General features: G+C 39.8%; 24 protein-coding genes, 1 tRNA gene and 1 pseudogene. 5 read left to right on the top strand and 21 right to left on the bottom strand.

Going from position 1 to position 26046, the window contains the following annotated elements:
• Positions 1–39: 39 nt before the first annotated feature.
• Complete coding sequence (locus WDC_RS02360) at positions 40–507, bottom strand: universal stress protein (protein ID WP_044010212.1); 468 nt, start codon at positions 505–507, stop codon at positions 40–42.
• A 98-nt stretch (positions 508–605) separates the two neighbouring features.
• Complete coding sequence (locus WDC_RS02355; protein ID WP_044010211.1) at positions 606–2489, bottom strand: acyltransferase family protein; 1884 nt, start codon at positions 2487–2489, stop codon at positions 606–608.
• Between the two features lie 167 nt (positions 2490–2656).
• Here WDC_RS02355 and WDC_RS02350 point away from each other — a divergent pair, with 167 nt between their 5' ends.
• Positions 2657–3256: a TMEM175 family protein gene (locus WDC_RS02350; protein WP_044010210.1), complete on the top strand. Its 600-nt coding sequence runs from the start codon at positions 2657–2659 to the stop codon at positions 3254–3256.
• Between the two features lie 44 nt (positions 3257–3300).
• Here WDC_RS02350 and WDC_RS02345 read toward each other — a convergent pair.
• The 11 genes and pseudogenes from WDC_RS02345 to cdaA form a co-directional block, all read right to left on the bottom strand.
• A tRNA-Asn gene (locus tag WDC_RS02345) sits at positions 3301–3372 on the bottom strand.
• A gap of 90 nt (positions 3373–3462) precedes the next feature.
• On the bottom strand, positions 3463–4134 hold the full coding sequence (locus WDC_RS02340; protein ID WP_044010209.1) for an ABC transporter ATP-binding protein: 672 nt from the start codon (positions 4132–4134) through the stop codon (positions 3463–3465).
• Between the two features lie 16 nt (positions 4135–4150).
• Positions 4151–5200 carry an FtsX-like permease family protein gene (locus WDC_RS02335; protein WP_044010208.1) on the bottom strand — a complete coding sequence of 350 codons (1050 nt, stop codon included), beginning with the start codon at positions 5198–5200 and terminating at the stop codon, positions 4151–4153.
• A 123-nt stretch (positions 5201–5323) separates the two neighbouring features.
• Positions 5324–5632, bottom strand: coding sequence for a hypothetical protein (locus tag WDC_RS02330; RefSeq protein ID WP_044010207.1), 309 nt, complete (start codon positions 5630–5632; stop codon positions 5324–5326).
• Positions 5633–5833: 201 nt separating this feature from the next.
• Positions 5834–6547 (bottom strand): glucosamine-6-phosphate deaminase, encoded by a 714-nt coding sequence (gene nagB / locus WDC_RS02325; RefSeq protein WP_044010206.1) that lies wholly within the window; start codon positions 6545–6547, stop codon positions 5834–5836.
• Positions 6548–6680: 133 nt separating this feature from the next.
• Positions 6681–8036, bottom strand: a pseudogene (locus WDC_RS02320) (gluconate:H+ symporter).
• A gap of 201 nt (positions 8037–8237) precedes the next feature.
• On the bottom strand, positions 8238–9089 hold the full coding sequence (locus WDC_RS02315) for an alpha/beta hydrolase (protein WP_052497765.1): 852 nt from the start codon (positions 9087–9089) through the stop codon (positions 8238–8240).
• 28 nt (positions 9090–9117) lie between these two features.
• Positions 9118–10938: a glutamine--fructose-6-phosphate transaminase (isomerizing) gene (gene glmS / locus WDC_RS02310; RefSeq protein WP_044010205.1), complete on the bottom strand. Its 1821-nt coding sequence runs from the start codon at positions 10936–10938 to the stop codon at positions 9118–9120.
• Positions 10939–11129: 191 nt separating this feature from the next.
• Positions 11130–12476: a phosphoglucosamine mutase gene (glmM, locus tag WDC_RS02305; protein ID WP_044010204.1), complete on the bottom strand. Its 1347-nt coding sequence runs from the start codon at positions 12474–12476 to the stop codon at positions 11130–11132.
• 52 nt (positions 12477–12528) lie between these two features.
• Positions 12529–13374 (bottom strand): CdaR family protein, encoded by an 846-nt coding sequence (locus tag WDC_RS02300; protein WP_044010203.1) that lies wholly within the window; start codon positions 13372–13374, stop codon positions 12529–12531.
• A complete protein-coding gene (cdaA, locus tag WDC_RS02295; RefSeq protein ID WP_044010202.1) occupies positions 13364–14212 on the bottom strand; it encodes a diadenylate cyclase CdaA in 849 nt (282 codons plus the stop codon). The genes WDC_RS02300 and cdaA overlap by 11 nt, the downstream gene beginning before the upstream one ends.
• Positions 14213–14379: 167 nt before the next feature.
• Between cdaA and WDC_RS02290 the strand changes: the two genes are divergently transcribed.
• Positions 14380–15039 (top strand): DUF1361 domain-containing protein, encoded by a 660-nt coding sequence (locus WDC_RS02290; RefSeq protein ID WP_225349608.1) that lies wholly within the window; start codon positions 14380–14382, stop codon positions 15037–15039.
• A 5-nt stretch (positions 15040–15044) separates the two neighbouring features.
• Here WDC_RS02290 and WDC_RS02285 read toward each other — a convergent pair whose 3' ends face one another.
• Together WDC_RS02285 and murB are read right to left on the bottom strand one after the other, a co-directional pair.
• Positions 15045–17159, bottom strand: coding sequence for a Na+/H+ antiporter (locus WDC_RS02285; RefSeq protein WP_044010200.1), 2115 nt, complete (start codon positions 17157–17159; stop codon positions 15045–15047).
• Between the two features lie 94 nt (positions 17160–17253).
• Positions 17254–18168 carry a UDP-N-acetylmuramate dehydrogenase gene (murB, locus tag WDC_RS02280; protein WP_044010215.1) on the bottom strand — a complete coding sequence of 305 codons (915 nt, stop codon included), beginning with the start codon at positions 18166–18168 and terminating at the stop codon, positions 17254–17256.
• Between the two features lie 134 nt (positions 18169–18302).
• On the opposite strand from murB, the gene WDC_RS02275 reads away from it, so the two are divergent.
• Together WDC_RS02275 and WDC_RS02270 are read left to right on the top strand one after the other, a co-directional pair.
• A complete protein-coding gene (locus WDC_RS02275) occupies positions 18303–19058 on the top strand; it encodes an exodeoxyribonuclease III (protein ID WP_044010199.1) in 756 nt (251 codons plus the stop codon).
• Positions 19059–19139: 81 nt separating this feature from the next.
• Positions 19140–19676, top strand: a complete 537-nt coding sequence (locus WDC_RS02270; protein ID WP_044010198.1) for a 3'-5' exonuclease — start codon at positions 19140–19142, stop codon at positions 19674–19676.
• Between the two features lie 31 nt (positions 19677–19707).
• Here the strand turns inward: WDC_RS02270 and WDC_RS02265 are convergent, their stop codons facing one another.
• From WDC_RS02265 to WDC_RS02250, 4 genes are all read right to left on the bottom strand, one after another.
• The gene (locus WDC_RS02265) at positions 19708–20232 is read right to left on the bottom strand and encodes a GNAT family N-acetyltransferase (protein ID WP_044010197.1); all 525 of its coding nucleotides are present in this window, start codon (positions 20230–20232) and stop codon (positions 19708–19710) included.
• Positions 20225–20689, bottom strand: coding sequence for a tRNA (adenosine(37)-N6)-threonylcarbamoyltransferase complex ATPase subunit type 1 TsaE (gene tsaE, locus WDC_RS02260; protein ID WP_044010196.1), 465 nt, complete (start codon positions 20687–20689; stop codon positions 20225–20227). Before tsaE ends, WDC_RS02265 begins: the two co-directional genes overlap by 8 nt.
• 78 nt (positions 20690–20767) lie before the next feature.
• Positions 20768–21745: a phosphate acetyltransferase gene (pta, locus tag WDC_RS02255; protein ID WP_044010195.1), complete on the bottom strand. Its 978-nt coding sequence runs from the start codon at positions 21743–21745 to the stop codon at positions 20768–20770.
• An 18-nt stretch (positions 21746–21763) separates the two neighbouring features.
• Positions 21764–22471 carry a uracil-DNA glycosylase gene (locus WDC_RS02250; protein ID WP_044010194.1) on the bottom strand — a complete coding sequence of 236 codons (708 nt, stop codon included), beginning with the start codon at positions 22469–22471 and terminating at the stop codon, positions 21764–21766.
• 116 nt (positions 22472–22587) lie between these two features.
• On the opposite strand from WDC_RS02250, the gene WDC_RS02245 reads away from it, so the two are divergent.
• Positions 22588–23139: an LURP-one-related/scramblase family protein gene (locus WDC_RS02245; protein WP_044010193.1), complete on the top strand. Its 552-nt coding sequence runs from the start codon at positions 22588–22590 to the stop codon at positions 23137–23139.
• Between the two features lie 75 nt (positions 23140–23214).
• Here the strand turns inward: WDC_RS02245 and smpB are convergent, their stop codons facing one another.
• Together smpB and rnr are read right to left on the bottom strand one after the other, a co-directional pair.
• Complete coding sequence (gene smpB / locus WDC_RS02240; protein ID WP_044010214.1) at positions 23215–23682, bottom strand: SsrA-binding protein SmpB; 468 nt, start codon at positions 23680–23682, stop codon at positions 23215–23217.
• 14 nt (positions 23683–23696) lie between these two features.
• Positions 23697–26039 (bottom strand): ribonuclease R, encoded by a 2343-nt coding sequence (gene rnr, locus WDC_RS02235; protein ID WP_044010192.1) that lies wholly within the window; start codon positions 26037–26039, stop codon positions 23697–23699.
• Between the last annotated feature and the right edge of the window lie 7 nt (positions 26040–26046).

Genomic DNA, 26046 nt, shown 5'->3' with positions numbered 1-26046 from the left:
ACGCAAAGTTACCGGTGAACTGTTTTTTGAGCTAATACATTATCGGACCACAATAACAGAGCAAGGCGCGTTTTGTGCCATATAACTAGCCTGTGAGCCAATAAAAATACTATTTTTTTCTTTTGTCTCAGAACCGCAAACTAATAAATCCGGTTCAAAATCAGGAATTGTATTCTGCACAATTACCTTACCCGGTTTACCCTCAGCAATAAATCCTTTGACGCTATTAACACCAAAATTCTTGGCTTTTTCAACATATACATCAATTGATTTAGACATTGCCTCACGACGTTGTTCCAACACATTTGGTTGTAAACTATCGTAAATGCTTAAATCGCTTGTTTCCAAAACTGTCACCACACCCATTGGTACGTGATATGAATTGGCCAACGTAACCGCATAGTTAAAGGCCTTACGTGAAGAACTAGAATCATCTTCATCAACCGCAACCAATATTTTTTTAAATGTCATCGGTTGGACATCAAAATCAATTTCTCGTTTTCCCATTTTTAAACCTCCTGAATAATCCGTGGTAACTATTGTCCACTTGCTAACCACACAGTAACAATACCACAATTGCATTGCTTTTCGTAGTACTAAAAAGTCTATTTTGTTTTCAAAATTTCAGTAACAATGAGGTGGGCAAAATAAATGTTTCCCTTGTCACTTGGATGGACATTGTCTGCCGAAAACCAATCTGGATGACCGAGGCTATATTGATACCAATCAATGACATGCACATTTTGATGCTCGCGAGCCGTTTTATGGATCATTTTATTAACCGAATTTTGCCAATTTTTAGATGGCACATGTGCAGTAATCCAATAAATCTGATGACCTGGTCCAATCGCATCTAGCACATTTTTCACTGATTGTGTATTCAACGCCCCATTAGTACCTAAATTGAGCACAACATTGGATGCTAGCTGCCCTTTTGCAGCCAATCCGTGGATAATATCCGGTGTTTGCCACACCTGCCGGCCAACTTGCGCTGATACATAGGCGTTTGGTAATACTGTTTGTATTGCGGACGAGCCATCTGCCATCACAGAATCGCCAATTGCTGTTACTTTTAATTGACTTGCTTTTGCTACCTGAGCCTTAGTTAATGAGTACTTGGCTTCAATCGAATCTTTCGTCTCTGTGGCTGGTTTTGTGCTGTTGGACACTTTTCCTTTTTTAATTGCCTCATTATGTGCCTTTGTTTCCTTAGCTTGCTTGGCTAATTTAGCCTGCAGCTTATTGGGGGCCGCCTTGGTTGGCTGTTGGACCAGTCCCACAGCTGCAACCATCGTCACCGCAATCACCGGTATGATAACGATCCAGTGCTGCCAAGCTCGTTGTGGCTTAAACCAATTTTGAATAGTAGCACCAATTTTTTTCCAATCATAAAATCGTAACGGTGTTTCAATAAAGCGGTATGACAATTCACTAATTACTAGTATAATTGCTAGTTCGACCACTGCATGCCAAACAGGATGATTAGCCATGTTTTTCACTCTTAATTCATAAAATACCAAGACAGGGTACTGGTAAACATAAATGCCATATGACCGATCACCAATCCATTTAAAAATCGGATTACTATAAATTCGGTTCATGTGACTACCCGGATGAGCAATTGTGGCCACCAATAGCATCCCCATCAAAGTGAAGAAAAACATTCCACCTCGGTAGGTGAAATCACTTTGACCAGATAACGTGAAATAACCATAAATTAAAATAATTGAACTTACTGAACCAATTACATCCAAAAAAAACGTTGCAAAGCGAGTAATATTTTCGTTCAAATTATTCATGGGCCAAATAATTGCTAACCAAGCTCCAAGCAAAATCGCAAATCCACGCGTGTCGCTACCATAATATACTCGGTTAATGTTAGCAGGATTATATAACATTGCCATTAACACCGCCGACAAAATAGCCAATCCTAATGTGAACCAACCAATGAATGAATGCCGGCGTAATAGTAGGAACAAACCAATTAATATTAATGGCCACAGTAAATAAAATTGACCTTCAATTCCCAGGGTCCACAAATGCGTAAATGGAGATTCGCCGGCAAAGCGATCAAAATAAGATTGACCGTGATTAATTTCCCACCAGTTGTATACGTATAGTAAATTAGTCCAAATTGTGCCACGAATATCACGTAAAAGATTGCGTTCAAATAAAGTGATATAAGCAGTTGTGCTGATTAACATTGTGATTAGCACGGGATACAGTCTAGTAACCCGTTTCCAATAAAAACGACCCAAGTGGATTCGCCCGTTTTGATTCCACTCGTTAACTAATTGATTGGTAATCAAGTAGCCCGTAATTAATAGAAAAATCGGTACCCCTAAATAGCCACCTTGCAGAGTAGCTGGTAATAGATGGTAAACAATCACCCCAATCACCGCTAGAGTTCTCAGTCCATTAAACCCGGTAATATACCGTCGACGAGGGCGCTTAAGACGTATTTGATTTTGTTCAAATTCCGGCTGCATGCCAGTTCCTCCTAAATATTTTACCTGTCCAAATTCAACAAACCCAATTATACGACATCTGTCACTATCACAGTGTTAAAAAAGACATAAATATTTCACATTTCCGCCAATTTTAGCGCTAAAATGAAATTACAGCTCACTATAAGCTTAATAAAGGAAGTGTTTTAATGAAGCCCGATCGTCTCCAAGCATTTAGTGATGGTGTATTAGCCATCTTAATTACTATCCTTGTCTTGGAATTCCATATTCCTAACTTTTCCCGCGGTCATCTAATTAATGCGGTTATTTTACAGTGGCCCATTTTAGTGGCCTATATTGTTTCATTTCTCTACGTGGGAACCTTATGGCTTTTTCATCATGACTTTTTCTCGCAACTTGAAACCATTGACCGAAACTTGAATCTAATTAATCTAACCGTTCTATTTACGATCACACTCGTAGATTACCCAACTAACCTAGTTGCCACTTCAATTGCTTCAGGCAATACGACCGATATGAAAACTGCTTTTATCATTTATGATATTGTTGCTTTGCTGATTTCAGCTTCATTTGCACTACTTTACTGGTACGTAATGGCTCATCCCAACTTAAACAATAGTTCAACTACATTTAATAGTTCTGTCAAATCAGATCCACTTCGCAGTGTCGCAATTTATGCATTAGCAATTGTTGTCACACCATTTTCATTGATTGCTGGTGCCTTTTTGCTGTGCGCAGGAATTATTTTCCACACATTTGCTTACGTGCATTTGAGCAAACAAATTTGATTGCATAAAAAAAGCACTCCTCAGCTGCTAGGAGTGCTTAACTACTGCCCCGGTAGGATTCGAACCTACGACCCTTTGATTAACAGTCAACTATTCTACCACTGAACTACGGGGCAATTAGTAAAAATCAACAATAATATTTATACCATAAAAACGACCACAATGTAAACCCCTATTGTAATTTTTATTCAATCTTACTCAAAATATCAGTTAATTTGCTGCATCCGGCCATCTTCAATTTGGTAAACTCGATCACTTTTACCGATTAATCGTTCATCATGGGTCACCATCACCGCCGCTTTATTTTGTGCATGAGCTAAATCGACCAATAGATCAACCACTTGAAACGAACGCTTGGTGTCTAAACTTGCAGTGGGTTCATCCGCTAAAATTAAACGCGGATTATTATATAACGCTTTGGCAATTGCCACTCGTTGCCGTTGTCCACCAGATAATTGATTAGGGTACGCCGTGAACTGGGTGACACCTAAATCCTGTAATAATTTTGTAGCCTTGAATCGATTAAATTTACGGTGGGATAGTTGATCAATCAATTTAAAATGATCGATGACTGTTAAAAATGAAATTAAATTTGAATTCTGTAAGATAAAGCCTAATTCATCAAATCTAAATTTAGTTTTTTGTTGCTTGGTTAAATCATTTAATTGTTTTCCACTAAAATTGATTATGCCAGTGGTGGGCTGTTGCAAGCAACCTGCAAGGGTTAAAAATGTACTTTTACCAGAGCCTGATGGACCCAGAACGGAAATAAACTCACCAGCGTTAATTTCAAAATTGACATTGGTTAGTGCGTGAACTATTTGCCCACCAACTGCAAACTGTTTGCTAATCCCACTCATTGTTAACACTGCTACCATTTTAATTCCTCCATCTTTATTGAATTGCAACAACTGGATCTACGCCAATAATTGTTCTAAATGAAACCACGCCCCCCAATAGGGCAGCAACAATAATTGCAATGCTATATTCCATAAAACGAACATAGTCGATTGCAAACGGCATGGCAGTTGGTAAAAATAGCGTGGCCACCCAGAGTAACATCCAGCCCAATAACATTCCTAACACACCAATTATTAACGATTGCGCAATTAACGATTTGATAATGACATTACTAGCAACTCCTTGGGCTTTCAAAATACCAAACATAGCTTTCTTTTGAAGTGTTAAAACATACATAAAGATCCCAATCACGGCTGCCGCGATTACAATCAAAAAATCAATCATCAAACTTAATGTCGTGTTTTGTGCTGTATAACCTGGAATATTATTAATGAATGTCATTTTACTTAATGTTTCAAATGAGGCCCCATCAGTCTGCGTACCGCCCCTTGTCACAATTGCATTGATACTATTTTTACTAGTTTCTGGTGAAATTGTCGCATTTACCGTTTGAATGTCACCGTAAATCGTTGGTGCCATACCATAAGTGCTAGTTTGATAGATACCAACAATTTTTAATTTATGCTGGTTGTTACCGATCTTTACTAATTGATTTAACTTGGCCCCAGCTTGAACCAGGCCCTGTGAAACAATGATTTCATTTCTATGTTCAACTTGTCTGCCGGCGGTTAACTTAGGCAGAATAAATGCATCGCGTGGTGTCCCCAAAAAAGACACATTGATCTTACTTTGTTTCAATTTAAGGGCTCCAGAATACTGCACCACTGCAGTTTTATTGGTTGCCTCTTTTACTTCAGTTAAATCTGACAAACTGAGATGAGATGCGCTCAAATTTTTATTAGCGGCATTACTTAAAATAATTTTCTCAGGCCGCCATTGATCCACAACCTGCCGCATACCTGTATTTAATCCGTTTGCCAATCCTGCCAACAAAAAAATCATCCAAGCAATTAACCCCGTAATAACTATTAACATCACATAACGTAATTTTTCGTGTCTTAATTCTCTAATTGCTAAAAACATGGCAGCCTCCATTTATCGGTAGATAAGTTCGTGAGCAAAATAAAAACAAGCTCAAAAATAGCTTGCCTATCACATGGTAAATATATCACGTACTATTTCGCGTGTCAACTATTATTTTAACTGTTAACCAATATGATTTTCATTTAAAATATCTTTCACCATCTGGTCAGCTGCCGGTGTGCGTTTCCATTCATCCCAGTGGTTCATTGACTCATCTTGCATCACATAATGTTCATTGATATATTGCTCATATTTCGTCACATTTTGAGAATGTGGAATATTTAACTGCAAAATTCTAACTTCCTTCAAAAAGCCACGTTCAACTGCTAATTCTGCTCGGCCATTTTGAACCATGTTACCAATTTCGCGATACTTACTGCCGTCTTGCCGGGTGATCTCTTCAATTAAATCGAGCGTTTCATCTTGTGCCACTTTATTTTCTCCTTATAGTTGTCACTTAATTCTAGTCAAATTAACTGGCAAAGTCAAAACAGCACAAAAAAATCACCGTTTGGGAAAACGGTGATTGGCATAAGAGAGAAAGAGAATTGATTAGAAGGTAAATACTTAATACCTTACTTTTATTATAATAGTCGTTTATGTAAGCGCTGTCAACCTCTACTCGTAAATATTTTAGTACTTCTTGGTTAAATTTGCTGCTGCAGCTTGGTCAATTATCACAGTCACGTTAGCATGTTGTTGCAAGATGCTGGCGGGCACCTGTTTTGTAACTGGTCCTTCAATCATTTGTTGCACTGCTTCAGCTTTATTAGCACCATATGCCTCAATCAAAATTTGTTTAGATTTCATAATTGTGCCAATCCCCATTGAATAAGCAAAGTGTGGTACTTCATCTTTATCAGCAAAAAAACGCGCGTTAGCGTCGATCGTCGACTGGGTTAAAGCTACTCGGTGGGTTGCCGAATCAAACTCAGTCCCTGGTTCGTTAAAGCCGATATGACCATTACGCCCTAATCCTAAAATTTGAAAATCAATGGGGTGATTTGCAATTATCTCTTCATACCTAGTCGTTTCATCATTTTCGTCAGGATTTAAACCGTTCGGGACAAAGGAATTACTGAAAGGCTTTTGCTTAAAAAAGTGCGCTTGCATAAATGCGTGGTAACTTTGTGGATGTGTTGGAGCAAGTCCGACGTATTCATCTAAATTAATTGAAATGCAGTGACTGAAATCTAATTCACTTGCAGTGATTTGATCGTATGTTGACACTGGCGTACTACCAGTTGCCAATCCAAAAACTCGACTGCCATTTGCTAACGCCTTAGCAAATAATTCGTAACCAAGTCGTCCACCTGCTAATGAATCAGCCACAATTTTTACTTTCATTTTAAGAACCTCCGTCAAATATTGGTATAGTCCAATAATAGCGGATCTACTGTTACTTTGCAACCAAATTATCTTAAAAAAAGAAAAAAAGAGCTAAGAAAAAATTTTTCTCAGTTCTAATTAAATATTCAAATTAATGTAATACTGCCTTCAGCATCAAGACCATCAATAATCCCACCACAGAAATCACTGTTTCTAGGACTGTCCAAATTTGCAATGTTTGTTTAACACTGAGATCAAAATATTCTTGGAACATCCAAAAGCCAGCATCATTGACATGCGAAGCTGCTAACGAACCAGCACCAATTGCTAGTGCCATCATCACGGGATCAGCACCAAGTGAATGCATTAATGGAGTTACTAACCCGGCTGATGTCATTCCTGCGACCGTTGCCGACCCTAATGAAACACGTAACAAAACGGTGATTAACCAGCCTAGCAAGATTGGCGAAAGATTGGCGTGAACCATTAGATTTTGCACTGCTTGGCCAACCCCGCCGTCAATTAATACCTGTTTAAAGGCTGAACCGCCACCAATTACCATCAATAACATGGCAATTGATTTAACTGCATTTTCCAGTGTTTTACCAATTTCACCCATTGTTTTACCACGATGACTGCCCATTGACCACATGGCAAATAGCAACGCGATCACCATTGCCACCATTGGATTACCAATCATCGCCATGAATGCATCAAACCCATGTGGATTTTTAGGTGTTTTACCGCCTTCAAAGACCATTGAGTAGATAGTTGTGAGCGCCATAAAAATAACTGGAAACAATGACGTTAATGCTGACAAACCAAAGCTTGGTGTATCTTTGAGATCATATTCTTTCACTTCACCAAAAGCTGGTAAAGTTTTTTTAATCACAAACGCGTCTGGCGCTTACCACTGTGCCAACTTTGTAAATAGTGGACCTGCAACAATGACACACGGAATGGCAACAATTATTCCAACTAAAAGGACTTGCCCAATGTTGGCGTTTAACGCTGTCGCCACAGCTGTTGGGGCTGGTTGCGGTGGTAGGAACCCTTGCGTTGCGGATAATGCAGCCGCCATTGACAACCCTAGGTACAGTAACGGCACGTCCGCTTCGAGTGCCACTGCAAACACAATTGGAATTAGTAGGACTAAACCAACTTCAAAGAATAGTGACATTCCAATAATAAAAGATGCCACCACAATTGCGATTTGAAGCCGCTTTTTACCGAATTTATCAATCAATGTTTTAGCAATTCGGTAAGAACCGCCGGCGTTCGAAACTAACCGTCCGATCATTGCCCCAAAACCAAATACAATTGCTAATTCACCTAATGAGCTCCCAATCCCATTTTTAATTGAAGTTGCAATATCCGCTGGATTCATCCCTAGTAGTAGTGCAACAATAATTGAAGTGACGATTAACGAAACAAAGGTATTCATTTTTACCTTAATGATCAAAACCAGTAAGATAATAATACCCACTAATAAAACTAAAAATTGCATGCCTTCTCTTCTCTCTTATAAAAATAGTGACGTATCATTTTTTACAACGATAGTAACCATTATATGTAAATTCTTTTCATTATTCAATGCACAAAATGGAAATAAATTTCTTTTTTTCTCACTTTGGTGCTCTTGAAATTAACAGATCAAATAAAGTTTACAATCAATAACGATTGCAAACTTTATTTTGTGGTACTAAATTCAATTATTTGACCACAGAAATTTGATGATTAACTGATCCACAGTTTTGTTATTATGCAAATCACTGTGCCCAGCATTCGGCCCACTAATCTTCACGTTTTTAATGGACTTAGTTAGCCCGCGTAACAAATAATTGACCGATAATTCAGACTGTTCAGTCACCATTCCATCCGAATGTGTGCCATCTGCTAGATCACCATAAATGTTTAACACCCGCACGTTTTTAGGAAAATTATGCCGCCAAGATAACAACTGACTGTAACTCGGATACCAATCATTAGCTGGATAAATAATTTTTGGCTTATAATTTTTACCTAAACGATTAGTATTAGCAGCATCATTCATGCCGATAACGCCATTAAATGGACCAGCAATAATCACAAGTCGTTTTAATTGTGGAATACTCTTATTTGCAGTCATCTCAGTCTCAAGTAGTGTTACATTACCAGCCGAGTGCGCTACAGCATTGAAATTTTTGATCTTGTACTTTGTTCTCAACCAATGCAAGGTTGTCGTTAACCACTGTGTTTGAGTTTGTATGCTCGCTTCATTATTAACGAAGTTGACTTGAATAATTGGATTGGCAGCCTGTCGCTGATATTTACCAACTACTTGCAATTTACCATTGGCCTGGACATTAATGGTCAGCACTTTTTTAGCGTGCCCACTTTTTTCAGCTGCCCGGATCATTTTGTTGGTTGACTTACTGGATCCCATTAGCCCATGGATAAAAACGGTCGGTACTGGCTGAGTTACTTTTTTGGTTTCATGGTTGCTACTCTTTTGCCCACAACTGGTTAATAGTAACATTGAACAGCAAGCAATAAAAAATACCCAAACCTTTTTACTCATTTTTATCTGACCTTCGCCTAGTGTAGATTTATTGAACCGTTACTGATTTAGCTAAGTTACGTGGTTTGTCGACATCTAGTCCCTTACCCAAGCTTGTGTAATAAGCCAACAATTGTGCTGGTACAACGCTCAATAGTGGGCTCAATAGTGGATCAACATCTGGTAATACAATCGTATCATCTGGCTGTGACAAATGTTTTGACGCAATCGTTAGTACACTTGCGCCACGAGAAACTACCTCTTGTAAATTACTCCGCGTTAAATTAGCTGTTCGATCCTGCGTAATAATTCCAATTACTGGCGTTTTGTCTTCAATCAAGGCAATTGTGCCATGTTTAAGCTCACCAGATGCAAAACCTTCAGCTTGAACATATGAGATTTCCTTGAGTTTCAGTGCAGATTCCAGCGCAACTGACCAGTCAATGCCACGTCCTATATAAAATGCATTTCGCGGTTGTGACAAATAGCGAGAAGCGATCGACTCCAGTTCATCTTTGCTGTCCACAATTGCTTGCATCCCAATTGCTACCAATCCTAATTGTTGTTTGATATCGAAGTTAGCAGCATTTTCTTTGTTCATCGCCATACCTAACGCCTTGGCTAAAATTGCCTGAAATGCGACTTGGGCTGTATAAGCTTTTGTCGAAGCAACAGAAATTTCTGGCCCGGCATGTAATAACAAGGTAAATGATGCTTCACGTGACAGAGTTGACTTAGGAACGTTCGTAATGGTCAAACTAGGCCAGCCTTGCTTTTTAACATTAACTAGCACTTCACGACTATCAGCTGTTTCACCACTTTGTGTCAGGAATATAAAGAACGGTTTAGCTGCCATAATTGGCTGTTCATAAGCAAACTCAGAAGAAATAAATACTTGGGTTGAAATGCCGGTTAATCGCTCAAATAAACGGGCACCAATCAGTCCAGCGTGATAACTAGTACCTGCACCAACAATATATAATCGATCGGCAGCTTTCATTTGCGCTAAGAGTTTTGGATCAATTTTTGGGATGCCCTCATCATCAAGATATTCTTGCACTAATTTACGCATCACAACCGGCTGTTCATCAACCTCTTTGAGCATATAGAATGGATAAGTACCCTTATCTGCGGCACTAGCATCCATATCCACCCTAAAAGTATCCCGTTTCATTTCGTTGCCATCAAAATCACGGATCACCACACCCTCAGGTTGAACGGTCACGACTTCACGATCTTGAATTTCCATGAATGTGTGCGTTTCCTTGAGCATTGCAACTGCATCTGAGCCAACCATATTAAAATCTTCGCCGATTCCAATTAACAGTGGGCTCTTATTTTTAGCCACATATAATGTATCCGGTGTTTGTCGATCCATTAAAACAAATGCATACGACGAATCATCGCTAATTAAGTGTAGGACCTTCAAAAAGGCTGCCCTTGTATCCATCTCATAGTCAACTACAAAGCGATCCACCAGCTGGACGATTACTTCAGTATCAGTTTGACTTTGAAATTTAACATCAGCTAAATACTCAGACTTTAATTGTTCAAAATTATCAATAACACCATTATGAACTAAATAAAATCGTTCATCAGCTGAATATTGTGGGTGCGCATTAGTTTCACTTGGAACACCATGAGTTGCCCAACGCGTGTGCCCAATCCCTGTAATACCCTTTATCGCAGGTGTTAATGCTGACTTTAGGTTTGCAATTCGACCAACGCGGCGAACAAGATAGTCTTGACCTGATTGATCATTCACATAAATTCCAGCTGAGTCATAGCCCCGATATTCAAGCCGTTCTAAGCCGCTAACTAACACAGATACAGCATCTGGTACTCCCGTAATGCCAACAATTCCACACATATCAATTCCCGCCCTTTTATCATTAATTAATTTTGATTGGTATAGTAACTAGTTTGATTTCATTTATAATTATACAACTAAACATACTAATAACTTACTAAAAGAATGTCAATTAATAAGTAAATTGGTCTATCTTTAACTAAACCTTAAAAACTGGCTTCTCATTTTCATAAATAAGAAGTCAGTTTACATTATAATTCTTTTTTGGCCACTGCTGCGATCCGAGCTACATACTCATGAACCGCTTCTTTCGTCGGTGCTTCCGCCATTATACGTAATAAAGGTTCAGTTCCACTCGGACGTACCAGCACGCGACCATCACTAGCCATTTCTTTTTCTACCTGTGCGATAATTGCCAGCAATGCTTCATTTTTCAATGCTGCTTGTTTATCTTTAACTTGAATATTCACCAATTCTTGTGGATATTCGGTCACTTCTTGGGCCAGTTCTGATAGTGGCTTACCAGTTTGTTTAATCACAGACAATAGCTGTAATGCAGTTAACATACCGTCTCCGGTCGTATTAAAGTCTAAGAAAATAATGTGTCCAGATTGCTCGCCGCCTAAGTTATATCCATTTTTGAGCATTTCCTCCACCACATAGCGGTCACCAACCTTGGTCTTGACACTTGTTAATCCAGCCTTTTCAAGTGCCTTATACATGCCCAAATTACTCATTACAGTGGTGACAACTGTATCCTTTTTTAAGCGACCACGTTCATTCATGTATTTACCACAAATGTACATAATTTTATCGCCATTAACAATGGCCCCATTTTCATCAACTGCGATGCATCGATCCCCATCACCATCAAATGCCACTCCCAGTTGTGCTTGTTGTTCAACCACAAATTTCTGTAGTGCCTCTGGGTGAGTCGAACCAACGTTCAGATTAGTATTTAACCCGTCCGGTGACGTGCCAATGGTATTAAAATCAACTTCCATATCGGCAAAGATAGAAGAAACAAAACTGCTCGTTGCCCCATTTGCCGCATCGACAGCAATCTTTAAACCGGATAAATCCCCAGAAACAGTCTGTTCCAAAAACTGCGTATACTTCAAGGCACCTTCATGATAATCAGATACTTTTCCAAGCCCCTCAGCAGCTGGTCGCGGTAAATCATCAGTTGGTGCATCTAACAGCTTTTCAATCTCCGCTTCTAACTCATCGGACAATTTAAATCCGTCACTACCAAAAAATTTAATGCCATTATATTGAATTGGATTGTGTGATGCTGTAATCATAACACCGGCATCTGCTTCTTGTGCCCGCACTAAATAAGCAACTCCAGGAGTTGTTACAACCCCCAGCCGCAATACTTCAATTCCAACAGACAATAATCCAGCGACTAGAGCCTCTTCTAACATTTGGCCAGAAATCCGTGTATCACGTGACACCAAAACTTGTGGTTGTTTCCATTCAGAATGTTCGGTTAAAACATATCCACCTGTACGACCAAGTTTGAATGCTAATTCTGGACTCAACTCTTGATTTGCCACTCCACGGACACCGTCCGTACCAAAATATTTTAGTTCCATTATTCTTCCTCATTTCATTTGGTGCTATTTTATTAGTTTATTTTGTTAACTTCTATGACGAACTAGAACTGCTTGCTGAGCTACTTGAAGAACTGCTACTGTCATCACTTTCCGATGAGCTTGTTTGTTTTGATTTGGAACTAGTCGAATTGCTTGAAGAACTACTACTGCTATTATCATCACTACTTGTTACCGGCACCACCACATTTGTTGTCTGCGGTGTAATAACAACACTAACCGTATTCCCCTTCGAGTCAACAGCCTGCAATGTCACCCGCTTGTTAATTGATTTTTTAGTGGTTTTAGATACATTGACTGAGGCAATCAGACGGTCCACTCGTTCTACTTCGCTAACTGAACCAGTGATGGTAGCTGTTTCTGCAGAAGTAGTCGGTTTACCTAGGGTATACCCATCAGCCACTTCTTTTTGGCTTAACACAACGTTGATTGGTACTGTGACCGTTTTACGAGCCTGAATATCAACCGTAATTGTTTTGGGCTTAATTTGATAGCTAATGTCTTTGTTAAGTCCCGATTGTTTCACCGTGACTTTATGCTTGCCAGTTCCAAGACCAGTCAAATCGGCGTAAATTTTAAAGTTCTGTGTATTAGCAGTGGTCGTGATTAAAGCTGCTGGGCCCGAAATTTTAACCTTAACATTTTGCGGGTATCCCGTTGCAACATAGCGGTTACTGTTAACATTTAATTCAAGTGGCACAGAGATGGTTTTCTTCTTATTAGACGTTAAAATAGAATTTTTGCCATTATCGGAGCCCTGTCGAACATTATCTAGCTTACTTCCATTAACGTACACAAATAGTAAAATTGCCAAGCCTAACGTGAACAGCCGGAAAAACCAGCGGCTGTTAAACCAGTTAGCATGTTCATTATTTTTCATTATGGCGACCTCCTTTATTAAAGAGTCCTTCAATAAATTCAGCGATTGGATTTCGATTCTCAAGTTCATGTGAATACAGTTGATCTCGCATAAACTTCAGATAATCTTCCTGTGCCATACCACGCAACAACTCGTTATCCTTAGTAATTGACACTTCACCGGTTTCTTCAGAAATGACAATCGTTAAAGCATCAGTAACTTCACTAATTCCAACCGCAGCACGGTGCCTAGTTCCTAATTCTTTTGGAATTAAATTACTTTCTGACAATGGTAAGTAGGCGGCCGCAACCGCAATCCGATTATTTTTAATGATCACAGCACCATCATGGAGCGGTGTATTGGGAATAAAGGTATTAATTAATAGTGCCCCGGAAACATCAGCATCCATAACAATCCCGGTCTCAATATATTCCTCCAAACCAGTTTCCATTTGAATGGTGATTAAAGCGCCAATTCGGCGTTTCGACATATATTGAATCGCCTGGTCAAGTTGATTTATTAGGGCCTCTTCATTTTCATTTTCACGTCGATTACGGGTAAAAACAGTTCCTCGACCAATATGTTCGAGGCCTCTTCGAATTTCCGGTTGAAAGATCACCACAATAGCGATCACTCCCCAATTAATCACCTGGTCCATGATCCAAGAAACTGTACTTAGCCCAACGTACCAACTGATCAATTTAACAATTACGATCACTAAAATACCACGAAATAGCTGAACTGCCCGTGTACCGCGCAGTAGTATGGTCACCTCATAAATGAGAAACCATACTACACCAATATCGATTAAACGAATAACATTTTGCCATGTGAGAAGTGAATCCCAACTGAATGCCATAGCATTACCTCCATGTGAAATACATTTTCTATTATATCATGCAGACCCACCAAATAATGATTGAAACCACAAATCTACTTGAAAATATTAATAAATTACTAAAGAGTTTTCATTTATAAAACCATGATGTTCTTTTTTTGGTACTCTTATATAGACGGGAGGTGTAAATGATGATCAAACTTAATTTTAATTGGCGAATCAGATTATTTTTTCTTATTTACATAGTTATCTTAATGATTTTCATTAAAACACCCTATGGCTTCCTTGTTTTGAATACGTTTCTTGGTTACATTCCAATTGAATTATCTTTCCAGTTGCAACGCATTGATCGCGGCCATTCGTTATTTTTTTTACTAATACTCTTAGTCTGGTTGTTGTTTTATCCCAATGCGCCCTACGTCCTTACTGATTTATTTCACCTCTCATTAATGCATCCACATAATTTAACCACCAGTTTGCTAAAATCTGATCCCGCCATGTGGCTCAACTTTGCTTTCTTGGTGATCAGCGCACTTAGTTGTACACTAATCGGCATGATTCAACTAAAAAAAATATGTCATTTATTGGCCACAAAAATAACGCCCCGTTTACCTGGAGCGTCAATTATTTATCCACTAGTTTTTACTTTTCTATCCAGTATTGGCATCTACATCGGTCGCTTTTTACGAATTCATTCGTTATATATCCTACTGACACCAACCTGGTTTATCAAACAAATTATCAATATGTGGAGCGTCAACATGTGGTTGTTCACACTCATTTTAACCGTTGTCCAGTTAGTTTTATTCTGGTTAATCAGTGAAATAAAACGAACAGACATTGTCTAACTAGACTATTCTTCGGTAGTAATTGCAATCACCACATTCTCAGAATAATTAACATAAGCCTGTAGTTTTTGAGCAACTGATGCGCTGATGCGCTCGCCTTCGATTAACTGCAAGATACCATTACGTTGCACGCTCAACGCCTTGATCCGTAAAATTTCCAACTCCTGTTGATAATTATTGAGTGATTTTGATTTAGGATGTTTAATTCGCTCAATTCGATTGCGGTAGCTGACAATTAGGTGATAAATTGCCTGTCGATTAACTTCGATCCCCTCATCTTGTGCGTACTCAGCGTATTTTGCCAACGCTTTAATCGCAGCCTTTGCAGTTTCTCGATCAATCATTTTTCGTTGCTTGATATCTTCATCTTTGTTACTAATCCACCAATAGATGGCATGTCCCACGCTGCGCAACAATAATCCTAATCGCTTAACTGTCAACCAACTGCTTGGCGAATTAAAATCACGCGCCAGCCGTTGTTCAATATGATCAATCCGCCGTAACGCTGAATAGTAATCACCGTTAGTGATTACTTTTTTATTGAGCATTTTTATCAGTGCATTTCTCTCACCAGAAAAAGCAACTTGCCGGAGCTTAATTTCCTGGGCCAGCATTGTCTTTAATACCTCATCCGACTGGGAATTTAATTGTAGGCGGCGCATTAATAACTGATAATTCAAGATTAAATCATATGCTGGTCGTTGATTATTCTCGCGTCGATTTTCCTCAACAGTTTGAATTGCCAGTTGCATCAGAAAATACCGGGCATCGCTTTCGCTAAGATACGCTTTTTGGCCCTCATCAGTATCGTCAGTGCCGTCACCCTCCATCAACTCATCGACTTCATCAGGCTCACTACCCCGAGTTAGAAATGAAAAATCCGTTTTCGAAATTAATGGCAACATTACTGCAGCAACCAACATACTCAGAATAATCACCCCAGCCGCAATGAACAACATTAGTGAGCGTTCTGGAAATGGAGCACCACTTTTAATTGTGATTGGAACGGACAAAACACCCGCCATTGTGATGGCACCACGAACTCCTGATAAACCAGCCAAAAAAGCAGATTTTAGACTCACAGGCCGCTTTTTCCCCCGAATAAACCGTTGATAAAACTCATATGTGTAGATCCAACCAACGCGCAATAATAAGATGACCAACCAAACAATTACGACATATAAAATAGCGGTCCAATTGTTAATATCACCACTGCTTAATGAAGCTCGCATGGCAATTGGTAATTCAATTCCCAAGATCACAAACACAATTCCATTTAGTAAATATACCAGCAAATCCCAAGTTCGCTCGCTCACCAGCCGTAGTTCGGGTAACTCCTCAACTACATTTGCCTCCCGGGTATTAGAAAAGACCCCCGCAGCTACCACTGCAATTACACCTGAAGCGTGAAATAATTCTTCGGCACATAAATAAACCACAAAGGGAGTCATAATTTTGAATACCACGTTGAACACAACGTCGTTAATCCCTTGATTATGTAAAAAATCACGTAATAGTTGAATCAAAATCATTACTGCCAACCCAGAAATTAGCCCAACAATTGCGGTGTATGCAAAATCGCCAACAGCTTGAGTTACCGCAAAATATCCGGTTGTCACAGCTGCAATAGCATATTTAAAGCCAATTAGTCCAGACGCATCATTAATCAAACTCTCACCACTGACTAAATGCAAAATAGAATCGTCTAACTTGGCACGTTTAGCAATTGATTGCACAGCGACGGGGTCCGTGGGTGATAAAATGGCGGCTAATGCAAATGATACTAATAGTGGGATCCGCGGCACAAATAAGTAGATTAAATAACCACCGACAATTGTCGTCACGAAGACTAGCAAAATGGCGTTCGCAAAAATTGGACCCCGCAACTTCCAAAGTTCTCGTTTAGGAAAATTACGACCATCATTAAATAGCAGTGGGGCAATAAATAAGAGCAAAAACCAGTTTGTTTCCAATGGAATTTCAAGATCAAATAATAGTGCTGCAAGTAACCCCAAACTAATTTGGATTAAGCTAACTGGTATTTTTTTGATGTAATGTCCCAAAATATTAGAAAGTAATACTAGGACCACCAAAAAAATGATCGCTTCTAAGATCGGCAAATGACATTCCCCCTTTGGTTGACTCCGAATCGGATAGAATAAAAAGCAAGACATGGCTCAAATTTTAAATTTTAGTCAGTCTTGCTTCTTTTAATTAATTAGTTAATTCTGGTTCACGACCAATAATGCGCACTTCTGTTTCCAAGTGAACGCCAGCTTGGTTCCAAACAGTCTGTTGAACATGTGCAATCACATTTAAGTAGTCCGTCGCCGTACCTCCACCAACATTAATGATAAAACCAGCATGTTTAGTTGATACTTGTGCCCCGCCACTTGTATATCCTTGCAAACCAGCATCGTGGATGAGCTTACCAGCAAAATAGCCGGTCGGCCGTTTAAACACACTGCCACAAGATGGCCATTCAAGCGGCTGTTTGGCCGCGCGCCGAGCATTTAAATCATCCATTTGAGTTCTGATTTGATTGCCCTCAGCATGGTGTAACTTAAATGTTGCGGTTAACACAATTTCGCCTTGATGGTCTTGAATAGCACTATGGCGATAACTAAATGCTAACTCATCGTTGTTTAAGACTTTAACTTCACCACTGCTGGTCAAAACAGTAGCAGATTCAAGCACATCCTTGACCTCACCACCATAGGCACCCGCATTCATGAAGACTGCTCCTCCAACACTACCCGGGATTCCAGCTGCAAATTCAATTCCACTTAACCTGGCACTACAAGCGGCTTCAGTCACGCTAATCAAAGCAGCTCCTGCCTGTGCAGTCACCTGTGTATCAACCACATCAATATTTTTCATAGCGGTTAAAATGATTACCAATCCGGCAATACCGCCATCACGGACAATTAAATTACTTGCATTGCCAATAACTGTAATTGGTAAGCTATTTTGACGTGCATAATTCACCAACTGTTTAACTTGGTCAACCGTAGTTGGAAATGCCAGCCAATCAGCTGGTCCCCCCGTATCGGTATTAGTATAATCTGACAATGCAGCATCAGCTAAGATTTTAATATTTGGCAGTGCCGTCACCAATTCGCTTTGCATCTCAACCGTCCCTTTAAAATTATTAATAACACTTAATATTGTAACATGAATTTCAACTGCAAAAAATAAATTTGCCTTTACTAACAGCCGCGTTGACTCGTACAATGGACATAAATAGCTAGGAGGAATTAATTTTGAAATTGATTTCATGGAACGTCAATGGACTCCGTGCAGCTGTCAAACATGATTTTGTTGCTACATTTAACCAATTGAACGCCGATTTTTTTTGCTTGCAAGAAACTAAGCTCCAGGCCGGGCAAATTGACTTAGATTTACCCGGGTATCACCAATACTGGAATTATGCCGAAAAGAAGGGCTATTCCGGCACGGCCATTTTTACTAAAACTAAACCACTGAGTGTCACCTACGGGATGGGAATTGATGAATATGATACTGAAGGTCGTCTCATCACATTAGAGTATCCCGCGTTTTACTTAGTTACCAGCTACACTCCTAATTCTGGGCAGCAGTTAAAACGGCTAGATTTTCGTTCTGGCTGGGATAATGCATTTAAAAATTACCTCGGTCAACTGGCAGCAAAAAAGGGTGTCATGGTTTGTGGTGACTTAAATGTTGCACATGAGAAAATTGATTTAAAAAATCCACAAAGTAACCATCATGCAGCTGGCTTCACCGATCAAGAACGACATCAATTTACCAAATTGCTAGCTAGTGGGTTCACTGATACTTTCCGTCATTTCTATCCTGATGAAACCGAACAATACTCGTGGTGGTCTTACCGTTTTGGCGCCCGCGATCGCAATGCTGGGTGGCGCATTGATTATTTTCTAGCGTCGAACGGGCTGATCGATCAACTGCAGGATGCTAAAATTCATTCCGACATTTTTGGGTCTGATCATTGTCCGGTCGAATTGGACATCAGCCTTTAACATCAGACACAAATAAATTGCAATAAAACACGTGTTCGCTTAGAATGAAGACATTAATTTAAAATAACGGGTGATGAAAAAATGAACTTTGTAGCCATGGATTTTGAAACAGCCAGTGCACAGCGCTATAGTGCGTGTTCGCTTGCATTAACGATCGTTCGCAATGATCAAATTGTAGATGAGTTCTATTCACTTATTAATCCGCAAACAGATTTTAGCTGGCGTAACACTAAAATCCACGGTTTAACTGAAGACGATGTTGTCGAGGCTCCCCTTTTCCCGACAGTTTGGGATCATGTTGGCAGCTTTTTTGAACGCAATAAATTAGTGATTGCGCATAACGCTCCCTTTGACAATGGCGTATTAAAAAGCTGTTTAGCCCATTACGGCCTGCAACAACCGGTCTACCAAACGCTTGACACTGTGCGCACCAGCCGCAAGTTATTTTCTGATTTCCCTAATCATAAACTAAACACAGTTTGTGATGAACTTCAAATCACGCTTGACCACCATCATAATGCGCTAGATGATAGTCAGGCATGTGCCAATATTTTATTGTATCAAGAGGAGCATTTCGGCCCAGAAGTAATTAAACCATTTGTTAAATTTGTTAGCTAAAGTGAATAACTCAAAAAAGAAGCTAGAAAGTTCACTCTTTCCTAACTTCTTTTTTTAGATCATATTTCATTATTAATGCGGATACAAATTTCCCCTGGTTATTCTTAATTTTAGTTGACTGCACAACTTCAAAATTCATCTTCTGATAAAGTTTAATCGCATTAGTATTTTCAGTCACTACGGTCAAAATTAATTGGTGCAACGAACTAAACTCAACACCCCAGTTGAGTAATTCATCCATCATAAAGGTCCCTAATCCTTGGTGCCAAAATTTTTTTTGAATTGCAATCCCTACTTCACCAGCAGATTCAACTTCGTGTATTCGTGCCACTGTTGCAATCCCGATCGGTAAATCACCGTTCCAGGCCAGCAAAACCAAATTATCAGTGGTTTCATTGATACGAGCCAAATTATTTGCCTCATCAGCAACGGTCAAGTGATCAAAATCATCCGAAACAGAAAACATTTCTGACTCAACTCGTAGTAATCGCAATAATGCTAATATTTTCGCAGCATCCGCTGGGCTGGCAGTCTGCAGCCTAATTTGTTCAGTCATTATTTTGGTCCAATTTCGTCACAAGCTTTGTAAAATGTTCACCATGTGGTTCCAAAGTTAATACCCGTGTATCATCATTTTTTGTTCTTTCAAACTTGATTGCTAAATAATCGGTCGGAAGTTCATCCGCAACAAATTGAGCCCATTCAACTACACTAACACCATCGCTATCAAAATATTCTTCCAGCCCCAGTTCTTCGCCCCCGCCATTTTCAAGACGGTAAACATCCATATGATAAAGTGGGAGCCGCCCCTCTTGGTACTCGCGAATAATCGTAAAAGTCGGGCTCTTAATCACATCTGAAATTCCTAGACCGGTTGCAATTCCTTTAGTAAAGGCCGTTTTACCAGCTCCTAGATCGCCATTAAGGACAATCACATCGCCAGCTTGAAGAAATTTTGCTATAGTCGTTCCTAAATTAATCGTGTCTTTGCTACTTGTTAATGTAATTTTCATTTTTATCACCAAATTTATCAAATAAGGAGCTGAGGCAAAATATTTTGCCGTCGCTCCACTGTATTGCTAACTTTATTGTTAATTTACTGCCTGCGCAGCAGTAATTAATGCAACTTTATAAACATCCTCTTCGTCACAACCGCGTGATAAATCAGATACTGGGGCATTGAGGCCCTGCAAAATTGGCCCAACTGCCTCAAATCCGCCGAGACGTTGTGCAATTTTATAACCAATATTTCCGGACTGCAGATCGGGGAATATAAAAACATTGGCGTGGCCTGCCACTGTTGAGTTAGGTGCTTTTTGCTCACCCACACTTTGCACAAATGCAGCGTCAAACTGAAGCTCACCATCAAGCGGCAAATCAGGTGCCAGGCCATGAGCTAATTCAGTTGCCTCAGCCACTTTGGTCACCATATCACCCTTAGCTGAACCTTTAGTCGAGAAACTCAGCAAAGCCACCTTAGGCTCGATATCAAATAATTTAGCAGTAACGGCGCTTTGCAAGGCTACTTCAGCCATCGTCGGCGCATCTAGTTCAATGTTAATGGCACAATCTGCAAAAACAAATCGTTGGTCACCCTTTTGCATAATAAATGCCCCACTGATCCGTTTGCTGTCTGGCTTAGTTTTGATAATTTGCAATGCTGGCCGAACTGTATCACCAGTTGGATGAACGGCCCCGGATACCATGCCATCAACCTTATGCATGTAAACGAGCATCGTCCCAAAGTAACTGACATCTTTTAACATCTCTGCTGCTTGCTCCGGTGTATTTTTACCCTTGCGACGTTCCACCAACGAATCAAGCATTGTTTGATTATCAGCAGCTGGATAACTGAGTGGATCCATAATTTGAATACCAGTTAAATCGAGTCCCTGCTTTTCGGCAGTCGCTTCGATTTCTGCTTGTGTGCCCAGTAACACCGGTGTCAGCAAGCCATCATTTTTTAATCGAATGGCAGCACCTAAAATTCGTGCATCTTGCCCTTCTGGAAAAACGATTGTCTTATCTTGTCCTTTAATTTTTGTTGCTAAACTTGCAAATAAATCCATTTTCCTGCCTCCAATTAATTAATTTGCGATATTTGTATCATCAATTGCCACGTGTTGTGGTAATTGCCAATCAATTGGTGTCTCTCCCATTGCCTTAAGTGCTTCGTTCGTTTTGGAAAATGGCTTAGAACCAAAAAAACCTCGGTTAGCCGAAAACGGACTTGGATGAGGTGATTGTAACACAATATTAGTTTGTGTATTAATCAATTCAATCTTTGCTTGTGCCGCTTTGCCCCATAAAATAAATACAACCGGCTCGGGGCGCCTGGACAATGCTGCAATCGCAGCATCTGTCAACTTTTCCCACCCCTTACCGCGGTGTGAAAAAGCCTGGCCATCACGAACAGTTAGGACGGAGTTAAGCAACAATACTCCTTGCTTAGCCCATTTTTCCAGATAACCATGATTAACTGGCGCATACCCCAAATCAGCTTGCAATTCTTTATAAATATTTTGCAATGACGGCGGTACTTTCACACCTGGCAGCACAGAAAAACTCAATCCATGCGCTTGATGTGGCCCGTGATATGGATCCTGTCCTAAAATAACTACTTTTACTTCATGAAATGGGGTCCATTCAAACGCTTCAAAAATATGATGCATCTCTGGATAAACAGTCCGATGCTCATACTCAGTCAGCAAGAAATTATGTAATGAAGCATAATAGGCCTGATTAAATTCGGGTTCTAACACGTCCCACCAATCATTGTGGATAAATGGTTTCATACAAAACACCTCACGAGTATTTTAGCATATTCATTTACAAAATGATATTTACTGCTAACCAAGAGAAAAAATGGTAAGATAGTCGTAACTTAGAACTCAGTTGAGGAGGGAGTCCAGTGAGAAAACTGTACGTCCACCAACATTCAAATGACCTGCGCGGTGCCACTGTTATCAAGGATGAAAACGGTACGGCCACCTATTTACTCGTTGGTAAATGGGGGCTGCGTCAAGACGTTTTATCCTTATACGCTATTGATGGAGATTTGTTAGCCGAAATTCGGCAATTGACACTTGGCTTATTACCCAAATTTTCTATCTATCAAAATCATCAACAGGTTGGTACAGTTAGTAAATCATTAGGCTTTTTACGCGAAGTTATTTATATTCGTGGTCTAAACTGGATCATTGTTGGTAATACGCTACGTGACAGCTACCGTGTCTATCATGGCACGCAACTAGTATTTTCATTTCGCCCAGTTAAATTCACTAATGGCTATTTTCATGAATTAGTAGTCGTTGACCAAGAGTTAGAACCAATTTCTATTGTCGTTGCTAGTGTTTTAAGCCACTGGGCTCGCAAACATGAACGCCAAACTAAAAAGATTCGACAACGGGGCATGATTCCGAATTCCAATCAAACCTATTTTAGTCACCTATCACGAAAATAGTTTTACTAATTAAATAATTTGCAACAAAAAAACCGATTCCGATATATTTTATCGAAGTCGGTTTTTTTGACAAATTTAATATCGTTTCATTACTCGTTCAATTTGTCGATTCTGCTCTTTACGCTTAAGAGTTTCACGCTTATCATATTCATGTTTTCCTTTACCAACACCCAACAATACTTTCGCATAGCCGTTTTTAATGTACATTTTCAACGGCACTAAAGTTATCCCTTTTGTACCTAATTCGCCTGATAAACGTTTAATTTCCTTTTTATGCAATAATAATTTGCGATTACGTAGTGAATCATGATTGAACTGGTTTCCTTGATCATAGGGACTAATGTGCACATTCATTAACCATACTTCGCCATTACGAACCTGGGCGAAACCGTCACGCAAATTGACCCGTTTATCTCGAATTGATTTAATTTCGGTTCCGGTTAACACAATCCCAGCTTCATAAGTTGACTCAATCGAATAGTCATGCCGGGCTTTTTTATTTTGCGCCATTAAATTGTCATTATTGTGCTGTTTTTGGTTCACCAACTATCATCACCTCATCTGTGATTTGAACTTTTGGTTGGTCGATGGTTATCACGTCGTCGTGACTGACCACGGTTAATTTGGCGATGGTTCGTATGACCAGATTCATGGCTCGAATTACGTTGACCATGGCCATTGTGATTACGATTACCACCACGATGATCATCAGAGCGCGGTACTCTAAGTTTGGTTGTTGGTGCAGCTTTTGGATCTACTAATTCAAAATCAACCTCACGTTGATCCTTATCAACTCGAATCAATTTCACTTGAATCGGCTGACCAATTTGGAAAATACGATGGAACTTACGACCAACTAATGCCATATGTTTTTCAACATATTCATAATAATCATCCTGCATTGCACTAATATGAATTAGCCCCTCAACAGTGTTCGGTAGTGCAACAAATAAACCAAACTTCATGACAGAACTAACAACCGCTTCAAAAGTTTCGCCAACATGATCTTCCATGTATTCAGCCTTTTTCATACTATCGACATCGCGTTCTGTGTCAATGCCACGCCGTTCTGCTACTGATGTATGTTCTGCAATTTCAGGCAACGCATCTTCATATTTGGCTTTTGCCTCATTGCCGGTGCCATGTTTGGCATACCACTTAATCAAACGGTGAACCGTGGTATCCGGATACCGTCTGATGGGTGAAGTGAAGTGAGTGTAGAACTCAGCACCTAAGCCAAAGTGCCCCAATGATTGATCCGAATACTTCGCCTGTTTCATACTGCGAAGCATCATCGTTTGAACCATTTGTTCTTCTGGCTCACCTGCCACTTCTTTTAACACATTTTGTAACATTTTGGGTTTTAAGTTGTTTGCATCACCATGTACCGTGTGACCAAAGACACTCAAAAATTCAAAAAATGTCTTAATACGATCACCGTCTGGCGTCTCGTGAACCCGGTATAAAAATGGCACGTGTAGATGCTTAAAATGCTCAGCCACCGTTTCGTTAGCAGCCAGCATAAATGATTCAATCATGCGCTCTGATAAGCCTCGATCGCGCAACTCAATATCAGTTGGATGGCCTTGTTCATCAACAATGATCTTAGCTTCAGGAGCATCAAAATCAATGGCCCCCCGGTGTTTTCTATTTTTCAGCAAAGCACGATGTAATTGTGCCATATCTTCAAACATTGGCACTAACTCTTTATATTCAGCCCGTGTTTTTTCATCATGAGCTTCCAAAATTGCATTTACTGATTTATACGTCATTCGGGCATGTGATTTCATTACACTTGGAAAAATTCGGTGTTTGACTACCTTACCTTCTGGTGTAATTTCCATCTCACAACTCATTGATAATCGTTCTACACCAGGATTCAACGAGCAAATTCCGTTTGATAAACGGCGTGGTAACATAGGAATAACTCGATCAGTCAAATAAACTGAAGTTCCTCGTTTGTATGCCTCTTTATCCAAAGGTGTGTTTTCGGTCACGTAATGGCTCACATCAGCAATGTGAACTCCCAAATGATAGTTGCCATTGTCCAATTTCCATGCCACTACGGCATCATCTAAATCCTTAGACTCTATACTGTCAATGGTTACTAACGATTGATCCGTAATATCAATTCGGTCTTTTTTTTCGTCGTCATTGATTGATTCTTCAATTTTTTCAGCCTGTTCAATGACGTCTTGGGGAAATTCATGCGGAATGTTATGCGCATAAACGACTGATAAAATATCAATTCCCGGTTGATCCTTATCACCAATTACCTCCTTGGCAACACCGGACATTGTTTTTGGTTGGGCGTCAGTCGGGTAGGTTACAACATCTGCCGTTACAATTTCGCCCTCAGAAGGATGTAAGCCAGCATCCGTCACCATAAATTTATAGCTGGCAATTTTTTTGTCCTTCAGCACAACCTCGCCAATATAGCCGTCGGTGGCGTCCGCCTTAAATTCACCAACTACCTGATCATAACGATGAGTCACAATCTCTATTACTTGGCCTTCTGGTCCACGGCTATCACCTGGACGCGCCGGACGTAAAATATCTACCTGAACTTCATCACCATTAAGGGCGTGTTTTGTGTGATCAGGATTGATATAAATATCTGGTTCTTCGGAATCATAAGCGACAAAACCAAAGCCCTTATCATTACCATGAAAAATACCGGTTAGGATCGGTTTAGTCGGCACTGCCTGAAACTCCCCTCGATCAGTTACTTCAACTTCGTGTTCACGTTCCAATTGTGCCAATGTTTGGACTACCTGGGTAAACTGGTCTGCCGCTCCCATGTTAATCGCTGCAGCCAACTTTTCTGCTGAAAAGCTGACTTCAGCATTGTCCCGTAAATGTTCTTTAATTGTTTGTTTTAATTTTATAATTTCTGTCATTTTTTAC

The sequence above is a fragment of the Paucilactobacillus wasatchensis genome (assembly GCF_000876205.1).
GTDB lineage: Bacteria > Bacillota > Bacilli > Lactobacillales > Lactobacillaceae > Paucilactobacillus > Paucilactobacillus wasatchensis.
The sequence above is the reverse complement of the archived record's forward strand: the minus strand, read 5'-3'. Positions and strand labels throughout refer to the sequence as shown.